The organism is Pseudonocardia sp. Cha107L01, assembly GCF_052566575.1.
Window position 1 is genome coordinate 4765749 of record NZ_CP199579.1, and the last position, 26580, is coordinate 4792328.

26 protein-coding genes are annotated in these 26580 nt (G+C 72.6%); 21 read left to right on the forward strand and 5 right to left on the reverse strand.

Features of this window, described 5'->3' with window-relative positions; all coding sequences use genetic code 11:
- Positions 1-22: 22 nt before the first annotated feature.
- Complete coding sequence (locus tag ACTXG6_RS22440; protein WP_445189762.1) at positions 23-1054, forward strand: aminotransferase class V-fold PLP-dependent enzyme; 1032 nt, start codon at positions 23-25, stop codon at positions 1052-1054.
- A gap of 38 nt (positions 1055-1092) precedes the next feature.
- On the opposite strand, the gene ACTXG6_RS22445 is transcribed toward ACTXG6_RS22440, so the two are convergent.
- Together ACTXG6_RS22445 and ACTXG6_RS22450 are read right to left on the reverse strand one after the other, a co-directional pair.
- Positions 1093-1788 (reverse strand): ferritin-like domain-containing protein, encoded by a 696-nt coding sequence (locus ACTXG6_RS22445; protein WP_445189763.1) that lies wholly within the window; start codon positions 1786-1788, stop codon positions 1093-1095.
- Positions 1785-2216, reverse strand: a complete 432-nt coding sequence (locus tag ACTXG6_RS22450; RefSeq protein WP_445189764.1) for a hypothetical protein — start codon at positions 2214-2216, stop codon at positions 1785-1787. Before ACTXG6_RS22450 ends, ACTXG6_RS22445 begins: the two co-directional genes overlap by 4 nt.
- Positions 2217-2441: 225 nt before the next feature.
- Here ACTXG6_RS22450 and rimP point away from each other — a divergent pair, with 225 nt between their 5' ends.
- The 7 genes from rimP to ACTXG6_RS22485 all read left to right on the forward strand — a co-directional run bounded on the left by rimP (position 2442) and on the right by ACTXG6_RS22485 (position 10127).
- Positions 2442-3008, forward strand: a complete 567-nt coding sequence (gene rimP, locus ACTXG6_RS22455) for a ribosome maturation factor RimP (RefSeq protein ID WP_445189765.1) — start codon at positions 2442-2444, stop codon at positions 3006-3008.
- Positions 3005-4048 (forward strand): transcription termination factor NusA, encoded by a 1044-nt coding sequence (gene nusA / locus ACTXG6_RS22460; protein WP_445189766.1) that lies wholly within the window; start codon positions 3005-3007, stop codon positions 4046-4048. The genes rimP and nusA overlap by 4 nt, the downstream gene beginning before the upstream one ends.
- A 146-nt stretch (positions 4049-4194) precedes the next feature.
- A complete protein-coding gene (locus tag ACTXG6_RS22465) occupies positions 4195-4521 on the forward strand; it encodes a YlxR family protein (protein WP_445189767.1) in 327 nt (108 codons plus the stop codon).
- 93 nt (positions 4522-4614) lie between these two features.
- Positions 4615-7737: a translation initiation factor IF-2 gene (gene infB, locus ACTXG6_RS22470; protein ID WP_445189768.1), complete on the forward strand. Its 3123-nt coding sequence runs from the start codon at positions 4615-4617 to the stop codon at positions 7735-7737.
- 84 nt (positions 7738-7821) lie between these two features.
- On the forward strand, positions 7822-8118 hold the full coding sequence (locus ACTXG6_RS22475; RefSeq protein WP_445189769.1) for a DUF503 domain-containing protein: 297 nt from the start codon (positions 7822-7824) through the stop codon (positions 8116-8118).
- Between the two features lie 30 nt (positions 8119-8148).
- Positions 8149-8598, forward strand: coding sequence for a 30S ribosome-binding factor RbfA (gene rbfA / locus ACTXG6_RS22480; RefSeq protein ID WP_445189770.1), 450 nt, complete (start codon positions 8149-8151; stop codon positions 8596-8598).
- 236 nt (positions 8599-8834) lie between these two features.
- Positions 8835-10127, forward strand: a complete 1293-nt coding sequence (locus tag ACTXG6_RS22485) for an MATE family efflux transporter (RefSeq protein ID WP_445190083.1) — start codon at positions 8835-8837, stop codon at positions 10125-10127.
- A 206-nt stretch (positions 10128-10333) separates the two neighbouring features.
- On the opposite strand, the gene ACTXG6_RS22490 is transcribed toward ACTXG6_RS22485, so the two are convergent.
- Entirely contained in the window at positions 10334-11719 is a 1386-nt protein-coding gene (locus ACTXG6_RS22490) for a cation:dicarboxylate symporter family transporter (RefSeq protein WP_445189771.1), read from the reverse strand.
- 101 nt (positions 11720-11820) lie between these two features.
- On the opposite strand from ACTXG6_RS22490, the gene truB reads away from it, so the two are divergent.
- The 11 genes from truB (at position 11821) to ACTXG6_RS22545 (ending at position 23059) form a co-directional block, all read left to right on the forward strand.
- Positions 11821-12708 carry a tRNA pseudouridine(55) synthase TruB gene (gene truB, locus ACTXG6_RS22495; RefSeq protein ID WP_445189772.1) on the forward strand — a complete coding sequence of 296 codons (888 nt, stop codon included), beginning with the start codon at positions 11821-11823 and terminating at the stop codon, positions 12706-12708.
- A 10-nt stretch (positions 12709-12718) separates the two neighbouring features.
- A complete protein-coding gene (locus tag ACTXG6_RS22500) occupies positions 12719-13660 on the forward strand; it encodes a bifunctional riboflavin kinase/FAD synthetase (protein WP_445189773.1) in 942 nt (313 codons plus the stop codon).
- 339 nt (positions 13661-13999) lie between these two features.
- Positions 14000-14536: an XRE family transcriptional regulator gene (locus ACTXG6_RS22505; protein ID WP_445189774.1), complete on the forward strand. Its 537-nt coding sequence runs from the start codon at positions 14000-14002 to the stop codon at positions 14534-14536.
- Between the two features lie 6 nt (positions 14537-14542).
- Positions 14543-15262, forward strand: a complete 720-nt coding sequence (locus ACTXG6_RS22510) for a 2'-5' RNA ligase family protein (RefSeq protein ID WP_445189775.1) — start codon at positions 14543-14545, stop codon at positions 15260-15262.
- A 124-nt stretch (positions 15263-15386) separates the two neighbouring features.
- Entirely contained in the window at positions 15387-15656 is a 270-nt protein-coding gene (gene rpsO, locus ACTXG6_RS22515; RefSeq protein ID WP_445189776.1) for a 30S ribosomal protein S15, read from the forward strand.
- Positions 15657-15957: 301 nt separating this feature from the next.
- A complete protein-coding gene (locus tag ACTXG6_RS22520; protein WP_445189777.1) occupies positions 15958-18219 on the forward strand; it encodes a polyribonucleotide nucleotidyltransferase in 2262 nt (753 codons plus the stop codon).
- A gap of 2 nt (positions 18220-18221) precedes the next feature.
- Complete coding sequence (locus ACTXG6_RS22525) at positions 18222-19535, forward strand: M16 family metallopeptidase (protein ID WP_445190084.1); 1314 nt, start codon at positions 18222-18224, stop codon at positions 19533-19535.
- 55 nt (positions 19536-19590) lie between these two features.
- A complete protein-coding gene (locus ACTXG6_RS22530) occupies positions 19591-20076 on the forward strand; it encodes a DUF456 domain-containing protein (RefSeq protein WP_445189778.1) in 486 nt (161 codons plus the stop codon).
- 18 nt (positions 20077-20094) lie between these two features.
- Positions 20095-20895 carry a 4-hydroxy-tetrahydrodipicolinate reductase gene (gene dapB, locus ACTXG6_RS22535; RefSeq protein ID WP_445189779.1) on the forward strand — a complete coding sequence of 267 codons (801 nt, stop codon included), beginning with the start codon at positions 20095-20097 and terminating at the stop codon, positions 20893-20895.
- Positions 20896-21037: 142 nt separating this feature from the next.
- Positions 21038-21622, forward strand: a complete 585-nt coding sequence (locus ACTXG6_RS22540; protein WP_445189780.1) for a GNAT family N-acetyltransferase — start codon at positions 21038-21040, stop codon at positions 21620-21622.
- A gap of 198 nt (positions 21623-21820) precedes the next feature.
- Positions 21821-23059 carry a winged helix-turn-helix domain-containing protein gene (locus tag ACTXG6_RS22545; protein ID WP_445190085.1) on the forward strand — a complete coding sequence of 413 codons (1239 nt, stop codon included), beginning with the start codon at positions 21821-21823 and terminating at the stop codon, positions 23057-23059.
- An 18-nt stretch (positions 23060-23077) separates the two neighbouring features.
- On the opposite strand, the gene ACTXG6_RS22550 is transcribed toward ACTXG6_RS22545, so the two are convergent.
- Positions 23078-24397, reverse strand: a complete 1320-nt coding sequence (locus ACTXG6_RS22550) for a DUF4097 family beta strand repeat-containing protein (protein ID WP_445189781.1) — start codon at positions 24395-24397, stop codon at positions 23078-23080.
- A gap of 10 nt (positions 24398-24407) precedes the next feature.
- Positions 24408-25007, reverse strand: a complete 600-nt coding sequence (locus ACTXG6_RS22555; protein WP_445189782.1) for a toxin-antitoxin system HicB family antitoxin — start codon at positions 25005-25007, stop codon at positions 24408-24410.
- 121 nt (positions 25008-25128) lie between these two features.
- Here ACTXG6_RS22555 and thyX point away from each other — a divergent pair, with 121 nt between their 5' ends.
- Together thyX and ACTXG6_RS22565 are read left to right on the forward strand one after the other, a co-directional pair.
- Positions 25129-25881 carry an FAD-dependent thymidylate synthase gene (gene thyX, locus ACTXG6_RS22560; protein ID WP_445189783.1) on the forward strand — a complete coding sequence of 251 codons (753 nt, stop codon included), beginning with the start codon at positions 25129-25131 and terminating at the stop codon, positions 25879-25881.
- Between the two features lie 5 nt (positions 25882-25886).
- The gene (locus ACTXG6_RS22565) at positions 25887-26552 is read left to right on the forward strand and encodes a maleylpyruvate isomerase family mycothiol-dependent enzyme (protein ID WP_445189784.1); all 666 of its coding nucleotides are present in this window, start codon (positions 25887-25889) and stop codon (positions 26550-26552) included.
- Positions 26553-26580 lie beyond the last annotated feature (28 nt).

A 26580-nucleotide genomic window follows, 5' to 3' on the forward strand; every position in this document is an offset into this window, starting at 1 on the left:
GCGCGTTGTAGCGTCCCTCGGCATGCGTGCGGCGTTCGGTCAGCAGTTCGACATGCCCGACGGCTACCTGAACACGGCGAGCATCGGGATGCCGCCGGTCGCGGCCGCCGAGGCGGTGGTGGAGGCAGTGCGGGACTGGCGGGCCGGCTCCGGGCGGGCCACCGACTTCGACGAGCCGGTCGCGGTGGCCAGGGCGGCGTTCGCCCAGCTGATCGGGGTCCGGGCGGACCGGGTGGCGATCGGCTCCTCGGTCTCCGCCCTGGTCGGCCTGATCGCGGCGAGCCTGCCCGACGGCGCCCGCGTGCTGGTCGCCAGGGGTGAGTTCAGCAGCGTCACGCTCCCGTTCACGATCCGGGCCGACCGGGGCATCACGGTCACCGAGGCGGACCTGGCGGAGCTGCCGGCGAAGGTCGGCGAGGCGGACCTGGTGGCGGTCAGCGTGGTCCAGTCGGCGGACGGCGCACTCCTGGACCTGGCGGCGCTGCGCGCCGAGGCGGCCCGGGCCGGCGCCAGGGTGCTGCTGGACGTCACCCAGGCCGTCGGTTGGTTGCCGCTGTCGCTGGACTGGGCGGACGCGGTGGTCGCCGCCGGTTACAAGTGGCTGCTCTGCCCCCGAGGGGTGGCCTGGCTGGCGGTGTCGGACGCGCTACGGGACAGCGTCGTGCCGCACAGCGCCAACTGGTACGCCGGTGCGGACCGCTGGAACAGCATCTACGGCGCCGCCCCCGCGCTGGCCGCCGACGCACGGCGCCTGGACACCTCGCCGGCCTGGCTGTGCCACGTCGGCGCGGCCGCCGCGCTGCCCTGGCTGGCCTCGCTGGACCGGGAGGCGGTGCGGGCGCACTGCGTGGCGCTGGCCAACCGGCTGCGGGTGGAGCTGGGCGATGTGCCGGCCGAGTCGGCGATCACCGTGGTGCACCGGCCCGGCGCCGCCGAGCGGCTCGGGGACGCCGGCGTGGTGGTCAGCACCCGCAACGGCGTCGCCCGGCTGGCCTTCCACCTGTACAACACCGAGGCCGACGTGCACCGCGCGCTGGCCGCGCTGGCGCGCTGAGCCCGGCGTCGACGCGCCCGCCGAGCCGACCCCGCGGTTCAGTCCCGGCCGGGGAACGCCGGTACCACCGGCTTGCTTCCCAGTTGCTCCGACCAGCGGGCGCCCCGGACGGCGGCGTCGGTGAGCCCGTCCAGTGCCATCCGGCGCAGCCCGGAGTCGTCGCAGCGCTCCAGTACCGAGCGCCAGGCCGCCGCCGCGTCCGACTCGGCGCTCACCACCAGCCGCATCGCCGAGTTCTGGTCGGTGACCGGCGCCGGGGTGCGGTAGGCGGCCTCGGCCGGTACCGCGCGCACGCCGCTGTCGGCGAGCAGCCGGATCGTGGCGTCGCGGCGCACGCGGTGCGCGGTGAGGTCCTCCCTGGCGTGCTTGTCCAGGGTCTCCGGCAGGAACGCCTCGATCAGGCTGTAGCACCAGACCGCCGCGTACTCGGTGCCCAGCGCGGTCTGCACGGCCGCCGTGGTGACCGGGTCCGCCGCCGGTTGGCCGGCCTTCGGCTGGCTCGGCGGCTCGGAGTACGAGCCGGCCGGGGCGGGCGCGGCGGGCTCGACGGCCGGGGTGCTGGAGGCGTCCACCGAGTCGGTCGGGCTGGGCGGGCTGGACGCGTCGGCCGAGTCGGACGGGGCCGCCGAATCCGACGGCCGGGCCGAACGCGACGACCGGGGTGAGTCCGCCGAATCCGCACCGGGCCGGGGTGACGGTGCGGGGGACGGCGTCGGCGTGGCGCTGGGGCTCACTGGAGCACCGCCTCGTAGGCCGTGCAGCACGCCGCGATCGAGCCGGCGAGTGCGGCGCGCTTGCGGGGCAGTGTGAGTACCCGCAGGCCGGCCTGCCGGGCGGAGTCGTTCAGTGCAGCCCGTACCCGCTGCAGGGCACTGTTCACGTCGGTCGGGCCCGGCGGGGTCGGCTCGGTCGAGTGGGGCGCCGTCGTCGGGCTGGTGTCGCCCAGCTCCACACCGAGTGCGACCGCGTGCTGCCGGCGGGCGTCGGCCACCGGCCCGAGCCGGGTCGACAGGACCGCGCCGAGGAGCCCGACGTTGAGAATCGAGTCGATCAGGGCGGCGTCCGCCCTGGCCCGGGTGGCGAGCGCCGCCAGCGGGTCCGGCTCCTCGGCGCCGCAGCCGGCCAGCAGCCCGGCCACCGGAACCGCCGCCGCGGCAGCCACCAGTCCGAGCAGAACCGGCCGTCGTGGCAGTCGGCGGATTACCCGATAACGGGTCGGGGGGGCACACTCGGGACTGACCACGCCGGATGATCCTGCCAGGCCGGTCGGACTAGGTCGGCGCGATACCCTGAGCGACCGGTGCGGAAACGCTGACTTCGCAGGCAGAGCCGCCGTCGGCAACGACTACGCCGCCGGCACCGAGATCGAGACCGAGGAGTGGACCGAATGCCCCGATCCGAGCAGGACCAGCTGAACGCGGAGCTGCGTCCGACGGTGGAGCAGGCGGTGGCATCCGTTGGCTTCGATCTTGAAGAGATCGACATCCGGCCGGCCGGCCGGCGCCGTCTCGTCCGTGTGGTGGTCGACGCCGACTCCGGCGTGGGCCTGGACGACATCGCGATGGTGAGCCGTCGGGTGGCGGCCGAGCTGGACGAGCACGACGAGGTACTCGGCGGGCCGTACACACTGGAGGTCACCTCGCCCGGGGTGGACCGGCCGTTGACCGCCCCACGGCACTGGCGGCGCGCGCGGCTGCGCCAGGTCGAGGTGACGCCCAAGGTCGGGGAGCTGATCACCGGTCGGGTCGGTGACGCCGGTGAGGACGCGGTTGCGCTGCTGGTCAAGGGGAAGCTGCGGGAGGTGCGCTACGCCGATGTGCAGCGCGCCGTCGTGGTGGTGGAGTTCCGGCATCCACCGGAGGAAGAGCTACGGGCGCTGGGCGGCAGAGAGTCCGCGAAACCGGCACCGAGTGATCGTCATGACGTTGGGGAAATAGCGGAGGAACACAAGTGAACGTCGACATCGCCGCCTTGCGGGCGATCGAGCGCGACAAGGACATCCCCTTCGACACGGTGATCGAGGCCATCGAGACAGCATTGCTGACGGCCTATCGGCACACGGAGGGCCACCAGGCACAGGCCCGCATCGACATCGACCGCAAGTCGGGCCTGGTGCGGGTGCTGGCCCAGGAACACGCCGACGACGGGCAGCTCGAGCGGGAGTGGGACGACACCCCCGAGGGGTTCGGCCGGATCGCCGCGACCACCGCGCGGCAGGTCATCCTGCAGCGGCTGCGCGACGCCGAGCACGAGCGCACCTACGGCGAGTTCTCCGCGAAGGAGGGCGAGATCGTCGCCGGGGTGGTGCAGCGCGACGTGCGGGCCAACGCCCGCGGTGTGGTCGTGGTGCAGCTGGGCGGCACCGAAGGGGTGATCCCGTCGGCCGAGCAGGTGCCGGGCGAGCGCTACGAGCACGGCGAGCGGATCCGCTGCTACGTGGTCGGGGTGTCCCGGGGCGGCCGGGGTACCCAGATCACCCTGTCCCGGACGCATCCCAACCTGGTCCGCCGGCTGTTCGCGCTGGAGGTACCCGAGCTGGTGGACGGTTCGGTGGAGATCTGTGCGGTGGCCAGGGAGGCCGGGCACCGGTCGAAGATCGCGGTTCGGGCCATGGTGCCCTCGGTCAACGCCAAGGGAGCCTGCATCGGCCCGATGGGTCAGCGGGTGCGCAACGTGATGAGCGAGCTGGCCGGCGAGAAGATCGACATCATCGACTGGTCGGACGAGCCGGCGGACTTCGTCGGGAATGCGCTGTCGCCGGCGAAGGTTATCTCGGTGACCGTGCTGGACCCCCGGACGAAGACGGCCCGGGTGGTGGTGCCGGACTTCCAGCTCTCCCTGGCCATCGGCAAGGAGGGGCAGAACGCCCGGCTGGCCGCCCGGCTCACCGGCTGGCGCATCGATATCCGCAGCGACGCCGACCCGCGACCCCTGGTGGACGCGCCCGCGCCAGCCGACTCGTCGGCCGGGCAACCGGGCGATTCGTCAGGGTGAGGCCGGGTGGGCGCGGCGAGCTGAGCGCGCCGGGGAGATCGGGCTTTGACCGTGACTTTGACCAAGGCATGGACCGAGGAATGGCGGTCGAGCGGGGACGCGCTACACTTCTCATGGCCTCCCGCCGCGATCCAGTTCCCGCAAGCATGTCCGCGGACCGCACCTCACGTGCGGCTCCGGAACGGACGTGCGTCGGGTGCAGGTCACGGTCCCGGGCCACTGGGTTGTTACGAGTCGTCACGGTTGCCGGGGTGCTGACCCCGGACCCGAGGCGGCGGTTTCCCGGTCGAGGTGCTTGGTTGCACCCTGATCTGGAGTGCCTGCGCCGCGCGGAGCGGCGGGGAGCGTTCCCGAGGGCGTTACGCGTCCCCGGTCCGCTCGCCGTCGAGGCCGTCCGGCACTACCTTCAACCTGAACCGAAGTGCGAGACCGTCTCGCACCTGGATCACGAGAGTCAGGTCGACCCGACATGAGCCAGCTGTGAAGATCGCACCATGAGTGTGCTGCGACAGTAGGGCGAGGTCGAGCGGGCACGATGCCGCCGGCCTCCGAGCAAGAGGAGAGCAGTGGCAGGCAAGGCCCGCGTGCACGAGCTCGCGAAAGAGCTCGGCGTCACCAGCAAGCAAGTACTGAGCAAGTTGCAAGATCTTGGGGAGTACGTGAAGTCGCCGTCCTCCACCGTGGAAGCCCCGGTTGCCCGCAAGCTGCGGGACTCGCTGTCCGGCGGTGGCGGCGCCGACGGCGGCAGGGGACAGGCCCGTGGCCGCCGCCCCGGCCAGGCTCGTCCCGGCCCGGGTGGTTCAGCGCCGGCGGCGGGTAGCCCCGCCACGCCGGCCGGCTCGGCACCGCGGCCCCCGGCCCCGTCCGGACCGTCCGCCGCACCGGGCCCCCGTCCCGGTCAGGGTCCAGGTCCGCGCCCCGGCGCGCCCCGGCCCGGTCCGGTCCCGCCCCGCCCGGCGGCGCCCGCGCCGGTCGCCGCCCAGTCGGCGCCCCCGGCCCCGCCGGTGGAGTCGGTTCGGCCGGCTTCGCCACCTCCCGCCCGGCCCTCGACACCGCCACCGGCGGCTCCGTCCGCCCCGGCCGAGCCGGCGGCGGCTCAGCAGCCGCCCGCGCGGACGGAGCCCTCGGCGGACCGCCCGGCTCCGCCCGAGCAGCAGCAACCGGCCGCCGCGAGCGCCGGCGACACCGCTGTGGTGCCGCCGCGCCGTACCGGGCCGAAGCCCGGCCCGAGGACCCCCCGGATCGGCAACAACCCGTTCGGAGTGGGCTCCGGCGCACCCGCGCAGCGGCCGCCGTCGGCCCGTCCCGGGCCGCCCAGCCCGGGTGGCCCGCAGCAGACGCCGCCGCCGCCCCGTCCGGGCGGCAGCAGCGGTCCCGGTAACCGGCCGGCCAGCGGACCCAGGCCCGCCAGCCCAGCTGGTCCGGGCGGTCCCCGGCCCAACCCCGGCATGATGCCGCCCCGGCCGAACCCGGGAATGATGCCCGGCCGTCCGGCCGGTCCCGGTCGCGGCGGCCCCGGTGGCGGCCGTCCCGGTGGCCCCGGTGGCCGTCCGGGTGGTCCCGGCGGCGGTGCTGGCGGCGGCGGTCGTCCCGGCGGCGGTGGCGGTGGCTTCCGTCCCGGTGGCGGCGGCGGTGCCGGTGGCGGTTTCCGTCCCGGTGGCGGCGGCGGTGCCGGTGGCGGCGCGCCCGCTGGTGGTGGCGGCGGTTTCCGCGGCGGCCCCGGTGGCGGCGGTGGCCGTCCCGGTGGTGGCGGTCGCGGTCGCGGTGGCGCGGCCGGTGCGTTCGGTCGTCCCGGCGGACCGGCCCGTAAGGGCCGCAAGTCGAAGCGGCAGAAGCGCCAGGAGTACGACGCCATGCAGGCGCCCAGCGTCGGTGGCGTGCGGCTGCCGAAGGGCAAGGGCGAGGTCATCCGGTTGCCCCGGGGCGCGTCCCTGACCGACTTCGCGGACAAGATCGGCGCGAACCCGGCGTCGCTGGTCCAGGTGCTGTTCCACCTCGGTGAGATGGTCACGTCGACCCAGTCGGTGTCCGACGAGATCCTCGAGCTGCTCGGCGGCGAGATGAACTACCAGGTGCAGGTGGTCTCTCCCGAGGAGGAGGACCGCGAGCTTCTGGACAGCTTCTCGATCTCCTACGGCGAGGACGCCGGTGGCGAGGACGACCTGGTCGTACGGCCGCCGGTCGTCACCGTCATGGGTCACGTCGACCACGGCAAGACGCGCCTGCTGGACTCGATCCGCAAGGCGAACGTGATGGAGGGCGAGGCCGGCGGCATCACCCAGCACATCGGTGCCTACCAGGTCATCACGGAGCTGGACGGCCACGAGCGCCCGATCACCTTCATCGACACCCCGGGCCACGAGGCGTTCACTGCCATGCGTGCCCGTGGTGCCCAGGTCACCGACATCGCGGTCATCGTGGTGGCGGCGGACGACGGCGTGATGCCGCAGACGGTGGAGGCGATCAACCACGCCCAGGCGGCCTCGGTGCCGATCGTGGTCGCGGTCAACAAGATCGACAAGGAGGGGGCCAACCCCGCCAAGGTCCGTCAGCAGCTCACCGAGTACGGGCTGGTCGCCGAGGAGTATGGCGGCGACACGATGTTCGTCGACGTCTCGGCGCGGGCGAACATCAACATCGACCAGCTGCTCGAGGCGATCCTGCTGACCGCCGACGCGGCGTTGGACCTGCGGGCCAACCCGGACATGGAGGCCCAGGGCGTTGCGATCGAGGCACACCTCGACCGCGGTCGTGGCCCGGTGGCCACTGTGCTGGTGCAGCGCGGCACGCTGCACGTCGGCGACTCGGTGGTGGCCGGCGATGCGTCCGGCCGCGTCCGGCGGATGCTCGACGAGCACGGCGGGGACGTCATCGAGGCGCTGCCGTCGCAGCCGGTGCAGGTCATCGGCTTCACCTCGGTACCCGGTGCCGGCGACACGTTCCTGGTCGTCGACGAGGACCGGGTGGCTCGCCAGATCGCCGACCGGCGCCGCGCCCGTGACCGCAACGCCGAACTGGCGTCGCGTCGCAAGCGCGTCAGCCTCGAGGACCTGGACGCCGCGCTGAAGGAGACCGACAGCCTCAACCTGATCATCAAGGGTGACAACTCGGGTACCGTCGAGGCCCTCGAGGACGCCCTGATGAAGATCGACGTCGGCGACGATGTCGAGCTTCGGGTGACGCACCGCGGTGTCGGTGGCATCACCGAGAGCGACGTCAACCTCGCTATCGCGGACAACACCATCGTGCTGGGCTTCAACGTCCGGGCCGAGGGCAAGGCCACTGAACTGGCCAACCGCGAGGGTGTGGAGATCCGTTACTACTCGGTGATCTACCAGGCGATCGACGAGATCGAGGCTGCCCTGAAGGGCATGCTCAAGCCGGAGTTCGAAGAGGTCGAGCTGGGTCGGGCCGAGGTGCGGGACGTCTTCCGCTCCTCGAAGGTCGGCACCATCGCGGGCTGCATGGTGCTCAGCGGGGAGATCCGCCGCAACGCCCGCGCCCGGTTGCTCCGCGACAACGTGGTTGTCGTGGAGAACCAGCCGATCAGTTCGCTGCGGCGCTTCAAGGACGACGCGGTCGAGGTCCGTGAGGGCTTCGAGTGTGGTCTGACGCTCGGCAACTTCAACGACCTGAAGGTCGGCGACATCATCGAGACCTTCGAGATGCGGGAGAAGCCGAGGAGCTAGTCCGGTGGCCGGGGGTGGCGCCGCGTGAGGCAGCGCCACCCCCGGCTCCGACACCGCTCCGCGGGATCGGGTACTAGTCAGGTCATGTACGTAGGAGCCCTGGAGCTCGACGTCCTGCTCGGGGACGTCAGCTCGCTGAAGGAGAAGCGGTCACTGGTACGCCCGGTGATCGCTGAGTTGCGCCGCAAGTTCGATGTCGCGGTTGCCGAGGCCGGCCATCTCGACCTGCACCGCAGGACCCTGATCGGGGTCAGTTGCGTGGCCGCCGATGCGGGGCAGGTGACCGGGGTATTGGATCGGTGCGAACGGCTGGTGGCCGCCCGCCCGGAGTTGGAGTTGCTCTCCGCCCGGCGGAGGACCATCGGCCCGCACGACGAGTAGCACGGGCCAGCCCGGGACAGGAGAGACATCGTGGTGGACCAGGCGAGAGCGAACCGGCTGGCCAAGCGGATTGCCCAGATCGTGGCAACCGCGCTCGAGCGCGAGGTGAAAGACCCTCGGCTGGCCATGGTGACGATCACCGACGCGCGGGTCACCGGCGACCTGCACGACGCGACCGTCTTCTACAGCGTGCGCGGCGAGACAGTGGACGCGGAGCCGGATGCTGAGGGCGCGGCCGCCGCACTGGCCAGCGCGACGGGAGTGCTCCGGTCGATGGTCGGGCAGCGCACCGGCGTGCGGTTCACCCCGACGCTCGCGTTCGTCCGGGACGCGATCCCGGAGGGCGTCCGGAAGTTCGACGACCTGCTCGCCCAGACCAGGGCGGCCGATGCCGAGGTGGCCCGGCTGGCCTCCGGCGCGAAGCCGGCCGGCGACCCGGACCCGTACAAGGCGCCGCGCGAGGACACCGACGAGGACTGACGCCAGGACCTCCTCTCAGCGTGATCCGCGCCACTTCTGTCCGGCCCTCGAAGCCGCGCCGGTCGAACCGACTCGTGCCGGCGGGTCCGGCCGGGCAGGCTGGGCCGGTGGCAGTACCGGAACCGGGAGCTGTACCGGATCGAGCGGACGGGGAGCGAGCCGGCGAATTGGACGTCAGCAAGGCCGAGCCGGCTGACGCGGACCGGGCTGACGCGGACCGGGCCGGCGCGCGCGAGCTGTTGCGGCTCGCGGTACCGGCGTTGCTGGTACTGGCCGCCGAACCGCTGTACCTGCTGGTCGACACCGCGGTGGTCGGACATCTGGGCGCGGTCCCACTGGCCGGCCTGGCGATCGGCGCCGTGCTGCTGGCGCAGGTGTCGTCCCAGCTGAACTTCCTGTCCTACGGCACCACCGCGCGGGCCGCCCGGTTGCACGGGGCCGGCCGGCGCGCCGAGGCGGTCGGCGAGGGCGTGCAGTCCACCTGGCTGGCGCTCGGGGTCGGCGCGGTGCTGGTGCTGATCGGTGAGCTGGTGGCCGGCCCGGTGGCCAGGGCGCTGGCCGGCGGCCCGGGACCGGTGTCGGACGCCGCGCTGAGCTGGCTGCGGATCGCCCTGCCCGGCGCGCCGCTGGTGCTGGTGACACTGGCCGGCAACGGCTGGATGCGCGGCGTGCAGGACACCGCCCGCCCGATGCGCATCGTGCTGCTCGGCAACGGGCTGTCCGCGATCGCGTGCCCGGTGCTGGTGTACGGCCTCAGCGGGGTGCCCGCGCTGGGGATGGTCGGCTCGGCGGTGGCGAACGTGTCCGGCCAGCTGGTCGCGGCCGTGCTGTTCATCCGGGCACTGCTCAGGGAACGGCCGCCGCTGGCCCCGGTGCCCGCGCTGCTGCGCGCGCAGCTGCGGATGGGCCGCGACCTGGTGTTGCGCAGCCTCGGGTTCCAGGCCTGCTTCCTCTCCGCCGCCGCCGTCGCGGCCCGGTTCGGCGCGCCCTCGGTCGCCGCGCACCAGGTCGTGCTGCAGCTCTGGAACTTCCAGGCGCTGGTGCTCGACTCGCTGGCGATCGCGGCCCAGTCACTGGTCGGGGCCGCGCTCGGTGCCGGCGGCGCGGACCGGGCCCGCCGGGTCGCCACGCGGGTGTCCCGGTACGGGCTGGTGCTCGGCTGCGGGTTCGGCGTGTTGTTCGCGGCGCTCGCCGGGGTGCTGCCCCGGCTGTTCACCAACGACGCCGAGGTGCTCACCGCCATCCCGGTGGCCTGGTGGTTCTTCGTCGCGCTGCAGCCGGTGGCCGGGCTGGTGTTCGCCCTGGACGGCGTGCTGCTCGGCGCCGGGGACGCCCGGTTCCTGCGCACCTGGACGCTCCTGGCCGCCTTCTGCGGATTCCTGCCGCTGATCTGGCTGTCGTTGGTGTTCCGTTGGGGGCTGGCCGGGATCTGGACGGGGCTGGCCATGTTCATGCTGGTCAGGCTGGTCAGCGTGGTGGCAAGGAGCCGCTCCGGGGCGTGGGCGGTGACCGGCGCGGTGCGCCACTGACTCCGGTTGTCCAGGACTCCGGTTGCCCAGCGCAGGTTGGTGAGCTAGTGTCCCGCGCCGGAAATTCGTGTGATAAGTCCGGTGATTCAGATGGTGGCTGGTAAGGCGCCGCCCGCAGCTCATACCGGGCGTATCCGCCAGGGCGGCAACGCCGCCAGGCGCCATCTGGGCGCCGGAATTATTGCGCAGATTTCCGGTGCGGGGCACTAGCTCGCCTGGCTCATCCGGCTCATCGCGTCGTCCACCAGGCTCGGGTCGTTCAGCACCGCCTGGAACCGCTCGTCGTCCCGCTCGCCCTGCAGCCGGGCGATCACCATGGTGGCCACCCCGTTGCCGATGCAGTTGGTCAGCGCGCGCCCCTCGCTCATCACCCGGTCGATGCCGACGACCAGCGCGATGCCGATCGCGACCGCCTCGGGGCTGAAGAACTCGCCGCCGAACGCCTGCAGCGACGCGGCCAGGGTGACCAGCCCGGCACCGGTGATGCCGGCGGCGCCCTTGGAGGTGAGCACCATGAGCAGCAGCAGCCCGATCTGGGTGCCGATCCCGATCTGCTCGCCGCCGGCCTGCAGGATGAACAGCGCCCCCAGGGTCAGGTAGATGCAGGTGCCGTCCAGGTTGAACGAGTAGCCGGTGGGGATCACCACGCCGACCGTCTGCCGGGACGCGCCGGCGGCCTCCAGCTTGGCCAGCAGCCGGGGGAGCACGGTCTCCGAGGACGAGGTGCCCAGGATGATCAGGAGCTCGTCCTTGATCAGTCGGATGAACTTGAAGATGCTGAACCCGCTCCACGCGGCCACCGCGCCGAGCACGCCGAACACGAAGACCGCGCAGGTGCCCCAGAACGCCAGCATCAGCAGCCCGAGGCTGCCCAGCGCGCCGCCGCCGAACACCGCGACCGTGTAGGCCATGCCGCCGAACGCGCCGAGTGGGGCCACCCACATGATGATCTTGATGATGCCGAAGATCACCTTACTGGCCGTGTCCACCACGCCGACCACCCGCTCGCGCAGCGCCGGGGCCAGCATCGAGGTGGCGCAGGCGGTCAGGATGGCCAGCACCAGCACCTGCAGCACCTGGTTGGTGACGAAGGGCTGCAGGAAGCTGGTCGGCAGCAGGTCCTTCGTGATGAAGTCGATCACACCGGCGTCGTGCGTTGCCGGGGCCAGCTGCGCCTGCGCCTGCTTCAGGTCCGCGGCGCTGGGCGGTGCGCTGAACCCGGCGCCCGGCTGGATCACGTTGGCCGCCACCAGCCCGAGGGCCAGCGAGGCCACCGTGGCCAGCAGGAAGTAGACCAGTGCCCGCACGGCCAGGCCGCCTGCCCTGGCCAGGTTGCCCAGCGAGGCGATGCCGACCACCACGGTGCAGAAGATCACCGGGCCGGTGATGACCTTGATGAGCTGCAGGAAGGTGTCGGCCAGCCACTTGGTGTTGCGGGCCACCCCGGGCGCCAACAGCCCGAGCAGGATGCCGGCCACGATGGCGACCAGGATCCAGAACCACAGCTTCGAGTAGTACCGGCCGCCGCGACCGCGCGCGGTTGGCTTCTCGGGCGGGGTGGTGGGTGTGTCTGTGGTGGCCTGATCGGACATGCCGCCTCCCCGCGGTCAAAGTGTGGCTCACCTTAGGAGCTGCATCCGGCGATGACCACCGGTTCGGGGCGCCGGACATCGCCGCGGCAGGATCGGTATCCATGAGCCCCCCATCCGGCCTGGTGGTCGTGGACAAACCAGGCGGCCTGACCTCGCACGACGTGGTCGGGCGGCTGCGCAGGTTGCTGGGCACCCGCAAGATCGGGCACGCCGGCACGCTCGACCCGATGGCCACCGGCGTGCTGGTGCTCGGGGTGGAACGGGCCACCCGGCTGCTCGGGCACCTCGCCCTGGACACCAAGGCGTACGCGGCCACGATCCGGCTCGGCGTCGCCACCAGCACCGACGACGCCGAGGGCGAGGTCACCGCGACCCGCGACGCCGGCGGGGTCGAGGAGGCGGCGGTGCGCGCCGGGATGGTCCCGCTGACCGGCGCGATCGAGCAGGTGCCCAGTGCGGTGAGCGCCATCAAGGTGGACGGCAAGCGCGCCTACCAGCGGGTCCGGGACGGCGAACAGGTGCGGCTGGCCGCCCGCCCGGTCACGGTCAGCGAGTTCACCCTGGACGCGGTCCGCCGCGGTCCCGGGTACACCGACCTCGACGTCCGGGTGGAGTGCTCCTCCGGTACCTACATCCGTGCGCTGGCCAGGGACCTGGGCGCCGGCCTGGACGTCGGTGGGCACCTCACCGCGCTGCGCCGCACCCGGGTCGGCCCGTTCGCCCTGGACACCGCGCGCACCCTGGACGAGCTGGCCGAGCGGCCCGAGCTGACGCACGACCTGGCGGCGGCGGTGACCGCGGCGTTCCAGGTGCGCACGGCGGACCCTGACGAGGCCGAGGCGCTGTCCCACGGCCGGGCGCTGACCGCCGCCGGCATCTCCGGGGTGTACGCGGTGACCGGTCCGGACGGGCGCGCGCTCGCGCTGGTCAGCGAGGTGGACGGGCGCGCAAGGCCGGTGCTCGTGCTGGCCCCCGCGAACGCCACGTAGGCTCGCGGCCGTGTTGCGCTGGCGAGGGCTGGACGACGTGCCCACCGGCTGGGGGCGGAGCGTGGTGACGGTCGGGGTGTTCGACGGGGTGCACCGCGGCCACCAGAAGTTGATCGGACGGGCGGTGGCGGTGGCCGCCGCCCGGGGTCTGCCGTCGGTACTGGTCACCTTCGACCCCCATCCGACCGAAGTGGTCCGGCCGGGGCACCACCCGGCACAGCTCACCACGCTGGCCCGGCGTGCCGAGCTGGTCGGCGAGATGGGTATCTCGGCGTTCTGCGTCCTGCCGTTCACCACCGAGATGGCCCGGATGCCGGCCAACGAGTTCGCCCACGAGGTGCTCGTCGAGCGACTGCACGCGGCCGCGGTGCTGGTGGGGGACAACTTCACCTTCGGGCACGGCGCCAAGGGCGACGTTCCGCTGCTGCGCCAGCTCGGCCGCCGCTTCGGCTTCGCCGTCGAGGGCCTGGAGCTGATCACCGACAGCACCGATCCCGGCAACGGGGTGACCTACTCCTCGACCTACATCCGGGCCTGCATCGACGGCGGTGACGTGACGCTGGCCGCGCAGGCGCTCGGCCGCCCGCATCGGCTGGAGGGTGTCGTGGTGCGCGGTGACCGGCGCGGCCACGAGCTGGGATTCCCGACCGCGAACCTGGCGCCGCCGCCGTTCTCGGCGGTTCCGGCGGACGGGGTCTACGCGTGCTGGTTCGTGCACGGCAAGCGGCAGCTGCCGGCCGCCGTCTCGGTCGGCACCAACCCGACGTTCTCCGGCCGTCAGCGCACCGTCGAGGCCTACGTGCTGGATGTGGACGAGGACTTCTACGGTCACCAGGTGGCGCTCGACTTCGTCGCCCGGCTGCGCGGGATGGAGCGGTTCGACAGCGTCGACGCGCTGGTCGAGCAGATGGGCCGGGACGTGGACCGCACCCGGGAGCTGCTCGCCGACTGAGCCCGGGGAGAGCTGGCGCCGCAGCGGTCACTGTCAGTGACCGGCGGGTAGGTATGGACTGCGTCGAGGTCGGCGTGAGTCCGGTTCTCGACGAAAATTACCGGACTGGCGTTGGTCTCGGTGACAAGGGACGGCCCCAGCCGTACCAGGGCCGACACCGGGCCGTCCGGTCGGTGACTCGGCGTTAACACCCAGCGGTGCGGCGGTGCTCAAGGCTTCCACCCGAAGGATCTCTAGCCGCCTGCCGGGGGAATTGCACCGGGAGATTCGCCATTCCGCCCCAGGGGCACCCGCCGGGCTGCGAGCATTCGCGGTGTCCGGCAAAGGAGTGGGGTCAGCGTGGCAGTCCAGGAGCGGGTAGAGCCCGGCGGTCGGCTCGGAGCCGAGGTCGGCGGGCCGGCGGACACGTCGGCCGAGGCCGCCGCGCGGGCGACCTTCGCCAGGAACGTGGCCCGCCAGCGGGAGCTCTACGGCGAGCCGCTCGGCGACCGGATCCGGCGGCTGCAGGCGGCGCTCGGGGTGTCCCAGGCCCGCCTGGCCGACGGGTTGGGACTGTCCACCGCGATGCTCAGCCAGCTGGTCAGCGCACGCCGGGTGAAGATCGGTGACCCGGGCGTGCTGGCCCGGCTCGCCCTGCTGGACCGGCATGTGCGCCGGCTGCCGCCCGGTGAGCCGGTGCGCGCCGACGAGCTGCTGGCCCAGCTCCGGCAGACCCGGCCGCACCTGGGGCTGCCCGGGGGAGGGCCGCAGGATCCGAGCGAGGCGTTGCGCGCGGTGGCCGCGCCGGCTCAGCTGGCCGCCGCCGCGAGTGTGCTCGGCCCGCGCTTCCCGGCGATCGCGGAACTGCTGCGGCGTGCCGCGGCCGAACGGAGGTGACCGCGGATGACCCGGTTGTTCACCGCGCTGTGGCCCTCGCGGGCAGCGGTGCTCACGCTGGACGGCGAGCTGTCCGCCCACCCGGACTGGCCGCCGGAGGGTTGGCGTGCCACGCCGACCGCCCGCTGGCACGTCACGCTGGGCTTCCACGGCGAGGCGGAGCCCGGCGTGCTGGCCCGTCGGCTCGAGGCGCGGGCGGGTGGCCTGGCGGCGCCCTGGCTGCGTCTGGCCGGCACGGTGTCGTTCCCGAAGGTGGCCGCGGTCGGAGTACTGCCCGCCGGGGCGGCCGACGCCGACGCGCTGGCCGAGCTGGTGGTGGCGGCCGGCGGTGATCCGGCCAGCTTCCGGGGGCATGTCACGGTGGCGCGCACCTCACGGCGCACCGACGCGCCGCCGTCCGCCGGGCCGCTGGGCCGGCACCGGGGGCCGTGGTGGCGCCCGGCGGAGGTGTGCCTGGTGCGTTCCGAGCTGAGCTCGGCGGGCCCCAGGTACACCGTGCTGCACCGGGTGCCGCTGCGCGCCCGGCCCGGCTCGGTGCCCCCGGGTGTGCAAATGTCGGTGTCAGTGTCTGTGCCGACGGCTGTGCCGGTGTCTGAGTCGGTGTCTGAGTCGGAGTCACGGCCGCCGGCCGGTGAGGGTGCGCCGGAGTCCGAGCAGGCCCGGCGGTGCGCCCCGCGACCGCGCGCGCGGCTCGCCCATGCCCGGCCGGCGTCGCTGCGTGAATAACGCCTGGTAAACTTTGTTGCTGGGTGCGGCTGTGGTCCGTGGCGGCCGGCACCGACTTACCTTCCGCGCCGAAGCCGAGCGCGGGACCGCACGGCACAGCACAGAACCGAGGAGTACCCCACCCGTGGCACTTGACGCCGCCGAAAAGAAGACCATTCTCACCGATTACGGTGTCCACGAATCGGACACCGGGTCGCCGGAAGCCCAGGTCGCGCTGCTCACCAAGCGCATCGTCGACCTCACCGAGCACCTCAAGCTGCACAAGCACGACCACCACTCGCGTCGTGGTCTGCTGCTGATGGTCGGCCGCCGCCGGCGCCTGCTGAAGTACCTCAGGCAGGTCGACGTGTCGCGCTACCGCGCGCTGATCGAGCGCCTCGGTCTCCGTCGTTGAGAGTCCGGCAGGGGGAGCGTCCGCGTCGCGGCGCTCCCCCTGCCGGCATTCCGGCCGCCGGGCCCACTCGGGCCGGCCCGGAGCAGAGCCAAAGATGAGCTAGCCAGACCTCTCAGAACGACACAGAACTACACATTTCAAGGCCACCGCGGCCCGGACCGGGAGGAACACCCGAATCGCCGGTCCTCGGTAGTGGCCCCCGGGCGCGGCGGAGAGCCGCGCCGAGGGCTTCGATCGAAGACCGGCCTCGATCCGGATCACGCGGTTGCCTCACCGTGAACCAAAGAGGAGATTTTTCTACATGTCAGATGACACCCGAGACGGGGTGCACGAGACCACCGCGGTCCTCGACAACGGGAGCTACGGCACCCGCACCGTGCGGTTCGAGACCGGCCGGTTGGCCAGGCAGGCGGCCGGTTCGGTCGTCGCCTACCTCGACGACGAAACCATGCTGCTGTCCGCCACCACGGCGTCCAAGCACCCGAAGGACAACCTCGACTTCTTCCCGCTCACCATTGACGTGGAGGAGCGGATGTACGCCGCCGGGCGGATTCCCGGCTCGTTCTTCCGCCGCGAGGGCCGGCCGTCCACGGACGCCATCCTGGCCTGCCGGCTGATCGACCGGCCGCTGCGCCCGACCTTCGGCGACGGCCTGCGCAACGAGATCCAGGTCGTGGTGACCGTGCTCTCGCTGCACCCGCAGGACCCCTACGACGTGCTGGCCATCAACGCCGCGTCCGCGTCCACCCAGATCTCCGGGCTGCCCTTCACCGGGCCGGTCGGCGGCACCCGGGTCGCGTTGATCGCCGACGAGGCCGGCAAGACCCAGTGGGTCGCGTTCCCGACCTACGAGCAGCTCGAGCGCGCCGTGTTCGACATGGTCGTGGCCGGCCGCATCGCCGGTGACGACGTGGCGATCATGATGGTCGAGGCCGAGGCCACCACCCGGACGATCGAGCTGGTCGCCGGTGGCGCCGCCGCACCGACCGAGGAGGTCGTCGCCGCGGGCCTCGAGGCCGCGAAGCCGTTCATCCGCGCGCTGTGCGTCGCGCAGCAGCAGCTGGCCGACGTGGCCGGTAAGCCGACCGGCGAGTACCCGACCTACCCGGCCTACCAGGCCGACGCGCTGGACGCGGTCTCCGACGCGGTCTCCGCCGAGCTGGCCAAGGCGCTCACCATCGCCGACAAGAAGGCCCGCGAGTCCCGCCTCGACGAGATCAAGGCCGAGGTGCTCGACCAGCTCGGCCCGAAGTTCGAGGGTCGCGAGAAGGAGCTGGGTGGCGCGTTCCGCGCGGTCACCAAGAAGCTGGTCCGCCAGCGCATCCTGCGCGACCAGGTCCGGATCGACGGCCGTGGCCTGACCGACATCCGGCCGCTGTCGGCCGAGGTCGAGGTCGTGCCGAGGGCACATGGCTCGGCGCTGTTCGAGCGCGGCGAGACCCAGATCATGGGTGTCACCACGCTGAACATGCTCCGGATGGAACAGCAGATCGACTCGCTGTCCCCGGAGACCAAGAAGCGCTACATGCACAACTACAACTTCCCGCCGTACTCGACCGGTGAGACCGGCCGGGTGGGTTCGCCGAAGCGCCGCGAGATCGGCCACGGCGCGCTGGCCGAGCGGGCGTTGCTGCCCGTGCTGCCCAGCCGCGAGGAGTTCCCGTACGCGATCCGCCAGGTCTCCGAGGCGCTCGGCTCCAACGGGTCGACCTCGATGGGCTCGGTGTGCGCCTCGACGCTGTCGCTGCTGAACGCCGGCTGCCCGCTGAAGGCCCCGGTCGCCGGCATCGCAATGGGTCTGGTGTCCGACGAGGTGGACGGGAAGACCCGCTACGTCGCGTTGACCGACATCCTCGGCGCCGAGGATGCCTTCGGCGACATGGACTTCAAGGTTGCCGGCACGAAGGACTTCGTGACCGCGCTGCAGCTGGACACCAAGCTGGACGGTATCCCGTCCGAGGTGCTGGCCAAGGCGTTGTCGCAGGCCCGCGACGCCCGGCTGACCATTCTGGACGTCCTCGCCGAGGCGATCGACGAGCCCGACGAGATGAGCCCGTACTCGCCTCGGGTGACCTCGGTGAAGATCCCGGTCGACAAGATCGGCGAGGTCATCGGCCCGAAGGGCAAGATGATCAACTCGATCACCGAGCAGACCGGTGCGGACATCTCGATCGAGGACGACGGCACCATCTACGTGGGTGCGGCCGACGGCCCGTCCGCCGAGGCGGCCATCGCCATGATCAACGGGATCGCCAACCCGCAGCTGCCGAAGATCGGCGAGCGGTACCTGGGCACGGTCGTCAAGACCGCCGCCTTCGGTGCGTTCGTCTCGCTGGTGCCGGGCAAGGACGGCCTGGTGCACATCTCCAAGCTGGGCAACGGCAAGCGGATCAACAAGGTCGAGGACGTCGTCAAGGTCGGCGACAAGCTCCGCGTCGAGGTCGTCGACATCGACAACCGCGGCAAGGTCTCGCTGGTCCCGGTCGCCGAGAACGAGGCACCCGCCGCTCCGGCCACGGATGCCCCGGTCGCCGCCGAGGCTGAGAAGGCCGAGGTCAGTTGACCCTGCTCGCACCGTCGGGCAACTCCGGCGGCGCGGGCACCCCGGAACCGGATTCGGTCACCCGCAGCCTGCTACCCAGCGGGCTGCGGGTGGTCACCGAGTGGGTGCCCGGGGTTCGGTCGGCGTCGGTCGGGGTCTGGATCGGCGCCGGTTCGCGGGACGAGACGCCCGAGGAGGCCGGTGCCGCGCACTACCTGGAACATCTGCTGTTCAAGGGCACGACCCGGCGCACCGCTGCCCAGATCGCCCAGGAGATCGACGCCGTCGGCGGTGAGCTGAACGCGTTCACCGCCAAGGAGCACACCTGTTTCTACGCCCACGTGCTTGACTCGGACCTGCCGCTCGCGGTGGACCTGCTGTCCGACGTGGTGACCGCGGCGACGTTCGCGCCCGGCGACGTCGAGCTGGAGCGGGCGGTGGTGCTCGAGGAGATCGCCATGCGCGCGGACGACCCCGAGGACCTGCTCGGCGAGGTGTTCGACAGCGCGCTGTTCGGCGCGCACGCGCTGGGCCTGCCGGTGATCGGCTCCGAGGAGTCCATCCAGGAGATGACCAGGGATCGGCTGCGGGGCTTCTGGCAGCGGCACTACACCGCGCCGCGGATGGTGGTGGCCGCCGCCGGCAACCTGAGCCACGAGCGGGTCGTCGAGCTGGTCGAACGAGCCTTCCCGGCCGGTGAGCCAGCCGTACCCGCTCCGCTGCGCACCGGTACCCCGCCGGCCACCGCGCCCGGTGAGCTCGTGCTGCAGAGCGAGGACACCGAGCAGGTGCACCTGATGCTCGGCGTACCCGGGTTGGTCCGCCACGACCCGCGCCGTGCGGCACTGGAGGTACTCAACACCGGGCTCGGCGGCGGGCTCAGCTCGCGGCTGTTCCAGGAGGTGCGCGAACAGCGTGGCCTCGCGTACTCGGTGTACTCGGCGACCACCAGCTACACCGATGCCGGCCAGCTCGCGGTCTACGCCGGCTGCCAGCCGGACCGCGTCGACGAGGTGGTCTCGGTGACCAGGAAGGTGCTGGCCGACGTGGCCGCAGGCGGGCTGACCGATACCGAGGTCACCCGGGCCAAGGGCGCACTGCGCGGTGGCCTGGTGCTCGGCCTGGAGGACACCAACTCGCGGATGAACCGCATCGGCCGCCACGAGCTGGACCTGGGCCGGCAGCGCTCACTGCGACAGAGCCTGGACGCCATCGAGGCGGTCACGCCAGACCAGGTCACCTCGGTGGCTGTCGAGGTGCTGGGCCAGCCGTTCACGGCCGCGGTGGTCGGCCCGTACGACTCGGTGGCCGAACTACCGGGCGCGCTCAAGTCGTGATCGCATGGCAGTGGTGATCGCGTGGCAGTGGTGATCGCATGGCAGTCGTGATCGCATGGCAGTGACGATCTATGCGGTGGTGGCCGGGCTGCTGGTCGCGGCCGGCCTCATCGGCTCCGTGCTCACCGTGCTGCCCGGCCTGCTCCTCGTGGTCGCCGGTATCGCGGTGTGGGCGGTGCCGCGCAACGACGTCGTCGGCTGGACGGTGCTGGGCGCGGCGGTCGGCATCGCGCTGCTCGGCTCGGTGGCGAAGTACCTGCTGCCAGGCCGGGCGTTGAAGGCCGCCGGGGTTCCCGGGCGCTCGCTGCTGGCCGGCGCGGTGCTCGGCATCATCGGGTTCTTCGTGATCCCGGTGATCGGGCTGTTCCTCGGCTTCATACTGGGCGTCTACCTCGCCGAGCTGTCCCGGCTGCGGGAGCACGCGCGAGCCTGGCCGTCCACCAGGGAGGCGCTGCGCGCGGTCGGCTGGAGCATCCTGATCGAGCTGGCGGCCGGGCTGCTGGCGACCGCGGTGTGGATCACCGGAATGATTGTCGGCTGACAGGCGGAGGTGTGCGGCGTGAGTGAGCCGGACGAGGTGGCGGCATCCGATACGGCGTCCGATACGGCCGAGGCGCCGATCCGGGTGGCGGTGCTGGGCGCGCGGGGCCGGATGGGGGTCGAGGTCTGCCGCGCGGTGGAGGCCGCCGACGATCTCGACCTGGTCGCGATGGTGGACGCGGGGGACTGGCTGTTCAACGTCGCCGACGCCGGTGCCCAGGTCGTCGTCGACTTCACCCACCCGGACGTCGCGCTGGAGAACGTCCGGTTCTGCATCGACCATGACATCGCCGCCGTGGTCGGCACCAGCGGTTTCGACGCCGCCAAGCTGGCCACCGTGGCCGACTGGTTGACCCACAAGCCGGGCCTCGGCGTACTGGTGGCGCCGAACTTCGGCATCGGTGCGGTGCTGACCATGCACTTCGCCCAGCTGGCCGCGCGCTTCTTCGACTCCGCCGAGGTGATCGAGCTGCACCACGCCGGCAAGGTCGATGCGCCCTCCGGCACCGCCGCGCACACCGCCTCGCTCATCGCAGCCGCGCGGGCCACCGCCGACTCGGCCCCGATGCCGGATGCGACCACCCAGGAGTCGCCCGGCGCGCGGGGTGCCACCGTCGACGGGATCCGGGTGCACTCGGTGCGGATGGCCGGCCTCGTCGCCCACCAGGAGGTGCTGTTCGGCACCGAGGGCGAGATGCTGACCATCCGGCACGACTCGCTCAGCCGGACGTCGTTCATGCCCGGCGTGCTGCTCGCCGTCCGCGAGGTCCTCGACCGCCCCGGCCTCACCGTCGGCCTGGAACCCCTCCTCGGCCTCTAGCACCTCACCCCGTAACCCTTCCGCGAGTCGGGCTTCTCAGCACACCGAGTCGGGGCTCTCAGCACACTCGGGCCGGCCGCGCCGTACTCGATCAGCCCGGGTCGGCGCCGCCGCTGCCTCGCCCGTCGTGTAAGCAGGTGCGATGGCTCTTGCGCAGGTCCGCGCCGCGACCCCGGACGACGTCGACGAGATCATCCGTATCCAGGCCGAGACCTGGCGGGTGGCCTATGCCGAGTGGGTGCCTGAGGACGCACTGGAGCAGCTGACCGGACCGGCCGCGCGGCAGGCCTGGGCGGCCGCGGTGACCGCGGGTCAGGGACACCACGTGCTGGTGGCGACCGAGGGTGACTGGATCGTCGGCTTCTGTGCCGCCGCTCCGGTGGACGCCGAGGAGGTCGGCGTTTCCGCTGATCAGGCCCAGATCGTCACGTTGCTGGTGGAGCCGAGGTGGGGCCGGCGCGGGCACGGGCGGCGGCTGCTGGGCGCCGCGTTCGAGGCGGTGGCTCAGGACGGCGCCCAGGGGGGCATTGCGTGGCTCCCCGAGCAGGATGTGGCGTCGCGGGCCTGTTACGACCGCGTCGGCTGGGATCCGGACGGTATGGGGCGCACCCTGGACGCCGGTGACCGCGAGCTGCGCGAGCTCCGGTTGACCGGCCCGCTCCGGGTGGAGAACCGGGACCCGAGGCGGCGGATCATGGAGTCCGGCGGCATCCCCGACCTGCCCTGACGGAATCCCCGACTCGCGGTGACAAAATCCGCGACTCGCGGTGTGCTGTGAGCCCCGACTCGGTGTGCTGTGAGCCCCGACTCGCGGTGTGCTGTGGGCCCCGACTCGGTGTGCTGTGAGGCCCGACTCGCGGGGGGCTGGGCGGCGGGGGGGGGCGGCGGGGCGGAAGTGTCGGGGGTGCGTGCGAAACTGCGCGGGATGGACACGATCACCGCGGCGGCGGCTCGGCGGGCCGCCCTCGCCGCTCAGGGGTTCGCCGAGCCACGACCGTCCGGGCCGGTCGGCCGCCGCCACCTCGGCCGGCTGACGGAGCGACTGCGGCTGCTCCAGCTGGACTCGGTCAACGTGGCGGTGCGGGCGCACTACATGCCGGTGTTCAGCCGGCTGGGCGGTTACCCGATGGCGCTGCTGGACGAGGCCGCCTGGTCGCACAGCGCGCGCCGGCCCCGGTTGCTGGTGGAGTACTGGGCGCACGAGGCGAGCCTGCTGCCGGTGCAGGACTGGCCGCTGCTGCAGTCCGGTGCCAAGCGCAAGGGCTGGTGGCGGCACTACCACGAGCTGGTGGACCGGGAGCCCGCCCTGGTGAGCGATGTGCTCGCCGCCGTCAAGGAGGTCGGCCCGGTCGGCGCGGGCGCGCTGGAGCAGCTGCTCGGCGCCGGCAGCGGGGTGCCCCGGCCCAAGGGTGCGTCCTGGTGGAGCCGGTCGGATGTGAAACGGATCTGCGAGTTCCTGTTCGGCACCGGCGAGCTCACCACCGGCACCAGGGTCAACTTCCAGCGGCTCTACGACCTGCCGGAGCGGGTACTGCCGCCGGAGGTGCTGGCCGCGCCGCCGGTCGAGTCGGACGAGGCGGCGCGGCGGCTGATCGGCTACGCGGGCGCCGCGCTCGGGGTGGCCACCGAGGCCGAGCTGCGCGACTACTACCGGATGGGCCCGGAGACCTGCCGGACGGCGGTCAGTGAGCTGGTCGACGCCGGTGAGTTGGAGCCGGTCGAGGTCCGGGGCTGGGCGAAGGTCGGCTATCGCCGTCCCGGGGCGCGGATGCCGCGCAAGGTCGCGGCCCGTGCCCTGCTCTGCCCGTTCGACCCGCTGATCTGGGAACGGGCGCGCACCGAGCGGCTCTTCGACTTCCGGTACCGGATCGAGATCTACACCCCGGCGGAGAAGCGGGAGCACGGCTACTACGTCTTCCCGTTCCTGCTCGACGACGCGCTGGTCGCCAGGGTCGACCTGAAGACCGACCGGGTGGCGAACGTGCTGCGGGTGCCGGGGGCGTTCAGCGAGCCCGGCGGCGAGATACCCAGGGTGGCCGCCGAGCTGGCCGCCGAGCTGCGGCTGATGGCTGACTGGCTGGGGTTGGACGACGTGCGCCTTGGCGAGCGGGGCGACCTGATCGCCCCGCTCGCCAAGGCACTGGCCGCACGGCCGGCGAGCTGACGAGCTGACGAGCACCAGCTAGCCGGCCGCCCCCGCCGGACTCAGCGCCCTGGTCACCAGGACGTCGCCGTTGCCGGTCCGGCCGTGGATGCGCAGCACGGCGGCGCCGCTGGTCGGGGCGGTGTCGCTGACGTCGAGCTCGCTGCGGGCGCGGCCGGAACCGGACTGCAGGTCGAGCTCGGCGGCCACCCCCGCGTGAACCCCGACCCGCAGGTTGCCCGAGCCGGTGGTCAGCTCGAGGCGGCCGGCCTCGGCGTCGTCGACGGTCACGTCACCGGAACCGGCGCGGGCGAACAGGTCGGCCCGCACGGTGCCCAGCCGCAGGTCGCCGCTGCCGCTCTGGACCTCGGCCGGGCCGTCCAGCGCATCCACCGCCAGGTTGCCCGAGCCGCTCTTCGCACTGGTGCGCCCGGACACCGCTCGCACCCTCGCCCCGCCGGAGCCGGTGGACAGCTTGAGGTCGCCGGAGACACTGTCCAACGCGATGTCGCCGGAACCGGTCCGCGCGCTCGCGGTGCCGGAGCGCCCGGTGACGCTGATCTGGCCGGCCTTGGTGCGCAGCGTGATCCGCGACCCGGCCGGCGCCCGCACGGTCAGCACCAGCGGCACGATCCGCAGCGGCATCGTCGACGAGTGCACCACCAGCCGCCGGGTCGGCTCCGACCAGGTCACCTCGGTGGCGCGGACGGCCTCGGCGGCCAGGTCACGGCCGGCCAGGTCGCGCAGGTCGAAGTCCGGGCCGCCCAGCCCACCGAGACCGCCCAGGCCACCGAGTCCGCCCAGGTTGCCCAGATTGCCCAGGTCACGGAGGGAGAACCCGCGACCGCCCAGATTGATGTCCCGGCCGCCGATCCGGATCGAGCCGCCCGGGCCGGAGGCCTCGTTCAGCCAGTTGAGCACCCCGGACAGTCCCTTGGTCCAGCCGCTGCCCGGGCCCTGCTCGGCCCGCAGGTCGACGTCGACGGACGAGGCGCTGTCGTCCAGCGCCACCTCGATCCGCCCGACGTCGATCGACAGGTCCAACTCGGCCGGCTCGGCACCCGGCCAACTCTCGGTTCGCACCGCCTCCACCGGCTCGTCGCCGGTCCGGTCGGCGCTCGTCGGTCCGGCGCCCGGCTCGGCGCCCGCTTCTGCGCCCGCTTCTGAGCCCGGCTTCTCGCCGGGTTCGCCGGCGCTGGCCGCGTCGGTCGGGCCGGCGGTGGCCGCGTCGGTCGGGTCGGCGGTGTCGCCGGTGCTGGTCGCCTCGGCCCAGACGTCGGCCGGGTCGCCGCCCGCCCCGGCTGCTCCGGGTGTCTCGGGTTTGCCGTGCTCGTCGCGCGGAGTGCTGTCCTCGGTCATGATCGCCCTCTCAGCCCTGTACCCAGCCGCGCAGCCGGCGGTCGTCGTCGCGTCCCCGGTCCCGGTTCGAGCCACCGTCGCCGCGTCCGTCACCCCGGCCGTCACCGCGACGGCCCTCACCGCGCCGGTCACGTCGGCCGTCGCCCCGACCCGACTGACCCCAGTCGCCCCAGTCCGGCGACGCGCCGTGCAGCGCGCCCTGCACGGCCTGCGAGATCCACGCGTTGAGCGACATGCCCTGCGAGTTCGCGGCCTGCTCGGCGCGGTTCTTGATCTGTTCCATCAGCCGCAGGGTGATCCGGCTGATGTCGCCGGCGTCGCCGAGCGGGGGGACCGGTGGTGGCTCCTCCGCCGGCCGGGGCCGGGTGGGTTCGCTGACCGCGACCCGCACCTGGCGCCCATCCAGGCGCACCTCCACGACCCGCTCGCCGTCGAGCGCTTCGGTGACCTCGGCGGCGAGGTCGGCCAGCGCGTTCATGACGGCCAGCCGGGCGGCTGGTTCGATCGCGGCCGCGAGCAGCGCCGCGGTGCGTTGGGTCTGTTCGTCTCCGGCGGAGGCGGCGGACATCAGGTCCTCGCGCAGCCCGGTGACGTACGGCGTGACGTCCATGACATCACTATGACGTCATTCATGGCGTCACGCAACGTCAATCTTGGACAGTTCCAGTGTTGCGAGTGGTGTCACCGGGAGGTCAGCACGGAGCGCCGAACGGCGCCGTTACGCTGCCGGCATGCCTGACACTGTGCCTCTGAGGGTCCAGCTGATCGCGAAAACCGAGTTCCTGCCGCCCGCCGACGTGCCGTGGGAGACCGACGCGGACGGTGGGCAGGCGCTCGCGGAGTTCGCCGGCCGGGCTTGTTACCAGTCCTGGAAGAAGCCGAACCCGGCCACCGCGACGAACGCCGGCTACCTGCGGCACATCCTCGAGGTGGGCCACCTGAGCGTGCTGGAACACGGCACGGTCACGTTCTACCTCACCGGGGTGTCCCGGTCGCTCACCCACGAGCTGATCCGGCACCGGCACTTCTCGTACTCCCAGCTCTCCCAGCGCTACGTGCCGGGGCGGGGCTCGGCGGTCGTGGAGCCGGGGGTGATCGCCTCGGAGCCGGAGCTGCACGCGGCCTTCGTGGAGGCCACCGAAGCCGCCGAGAAGGCCTACGACCTGCTGCTTTCCGGCCTCGAGCAGCGGTTCGCCGACGTGCCGAACGCCACCCTGCGCCGCAAGCAGGCCCGGCAGGCGGCCCGTGCGGTGCTGCCGAACGCGACCGAGACCAAGATCGTGGTCACCGGCAACTACCGGGCGTGGCGGCACTTCATTGCGATGCGCGCCACCGAGCACGCCGACGTGGAGATCCGCGAGCTGGCCATCGAGTGCCTGCGCCAGCTGCAGGATGCGGTGCCGAACGTGTTCGCCGACTTCGAGATCGGCACCCTGGAGGACGACAGCGAGATCGCCTCCAGCCCGCTGGTTTCCGAGGGCTGAGGCCGGTGTCACCGGGGGCGGTGACCGAAGCGGGCCGGGAGCGGGCGGCGCTCTGCGCGGAGTTCGAGCGGGTCGGGCCGGGCGCCCCGACCTGCTGCGCCGGGCGCGACACCGCGGAGCTGCTGGCCTATCTGCTGGTGCAGGAGCGCCGGTTCCTGGTCAGCCTGCTCGGCATCCTGGTCCCCCCGGTCGCACGGGCGGCCCAGCACAGGATGCGGCGGCTGCCCTGGTTGGACATGATCGAGCTACTGCGTACCGGGCGGAGCAGTTGGCTGCCTGCTCGCCGCCCGACCGACGGGCTGGAGTTCCTGCGGCTCTACGTGCACCACGAGGACATCCGCCGGGCGGTGCGCAACTGGGCGCCGAGGCCGGCCGAGAACTACCGGGACGAGACGCTCTGGCACAGCGCGGAGAAGCTCGGCCGGCTCGCTTACCAGCGCAGTCCGGTCGGGGTGCTGCTGCAGCGCCCGGACGGCTCGAGCTGGCAGGTCCGGCCCGGCCCCCGCCCGGTCACGGTGCACGGCGAGCCGGGTGAGCTGGTCGTACACATGTGCGGGCGGACCCGGGTGCGGGTCTGGCTGGCGGGGGAGACGCGGGACATCACCGCCGCGCTGGCCGCGCGGCCCGGCACCCTGTTCGGCGGCGCCACCGCGACGCATCCGACCAGCTGAGACGCACGCGGCACTAGGACGTACGACC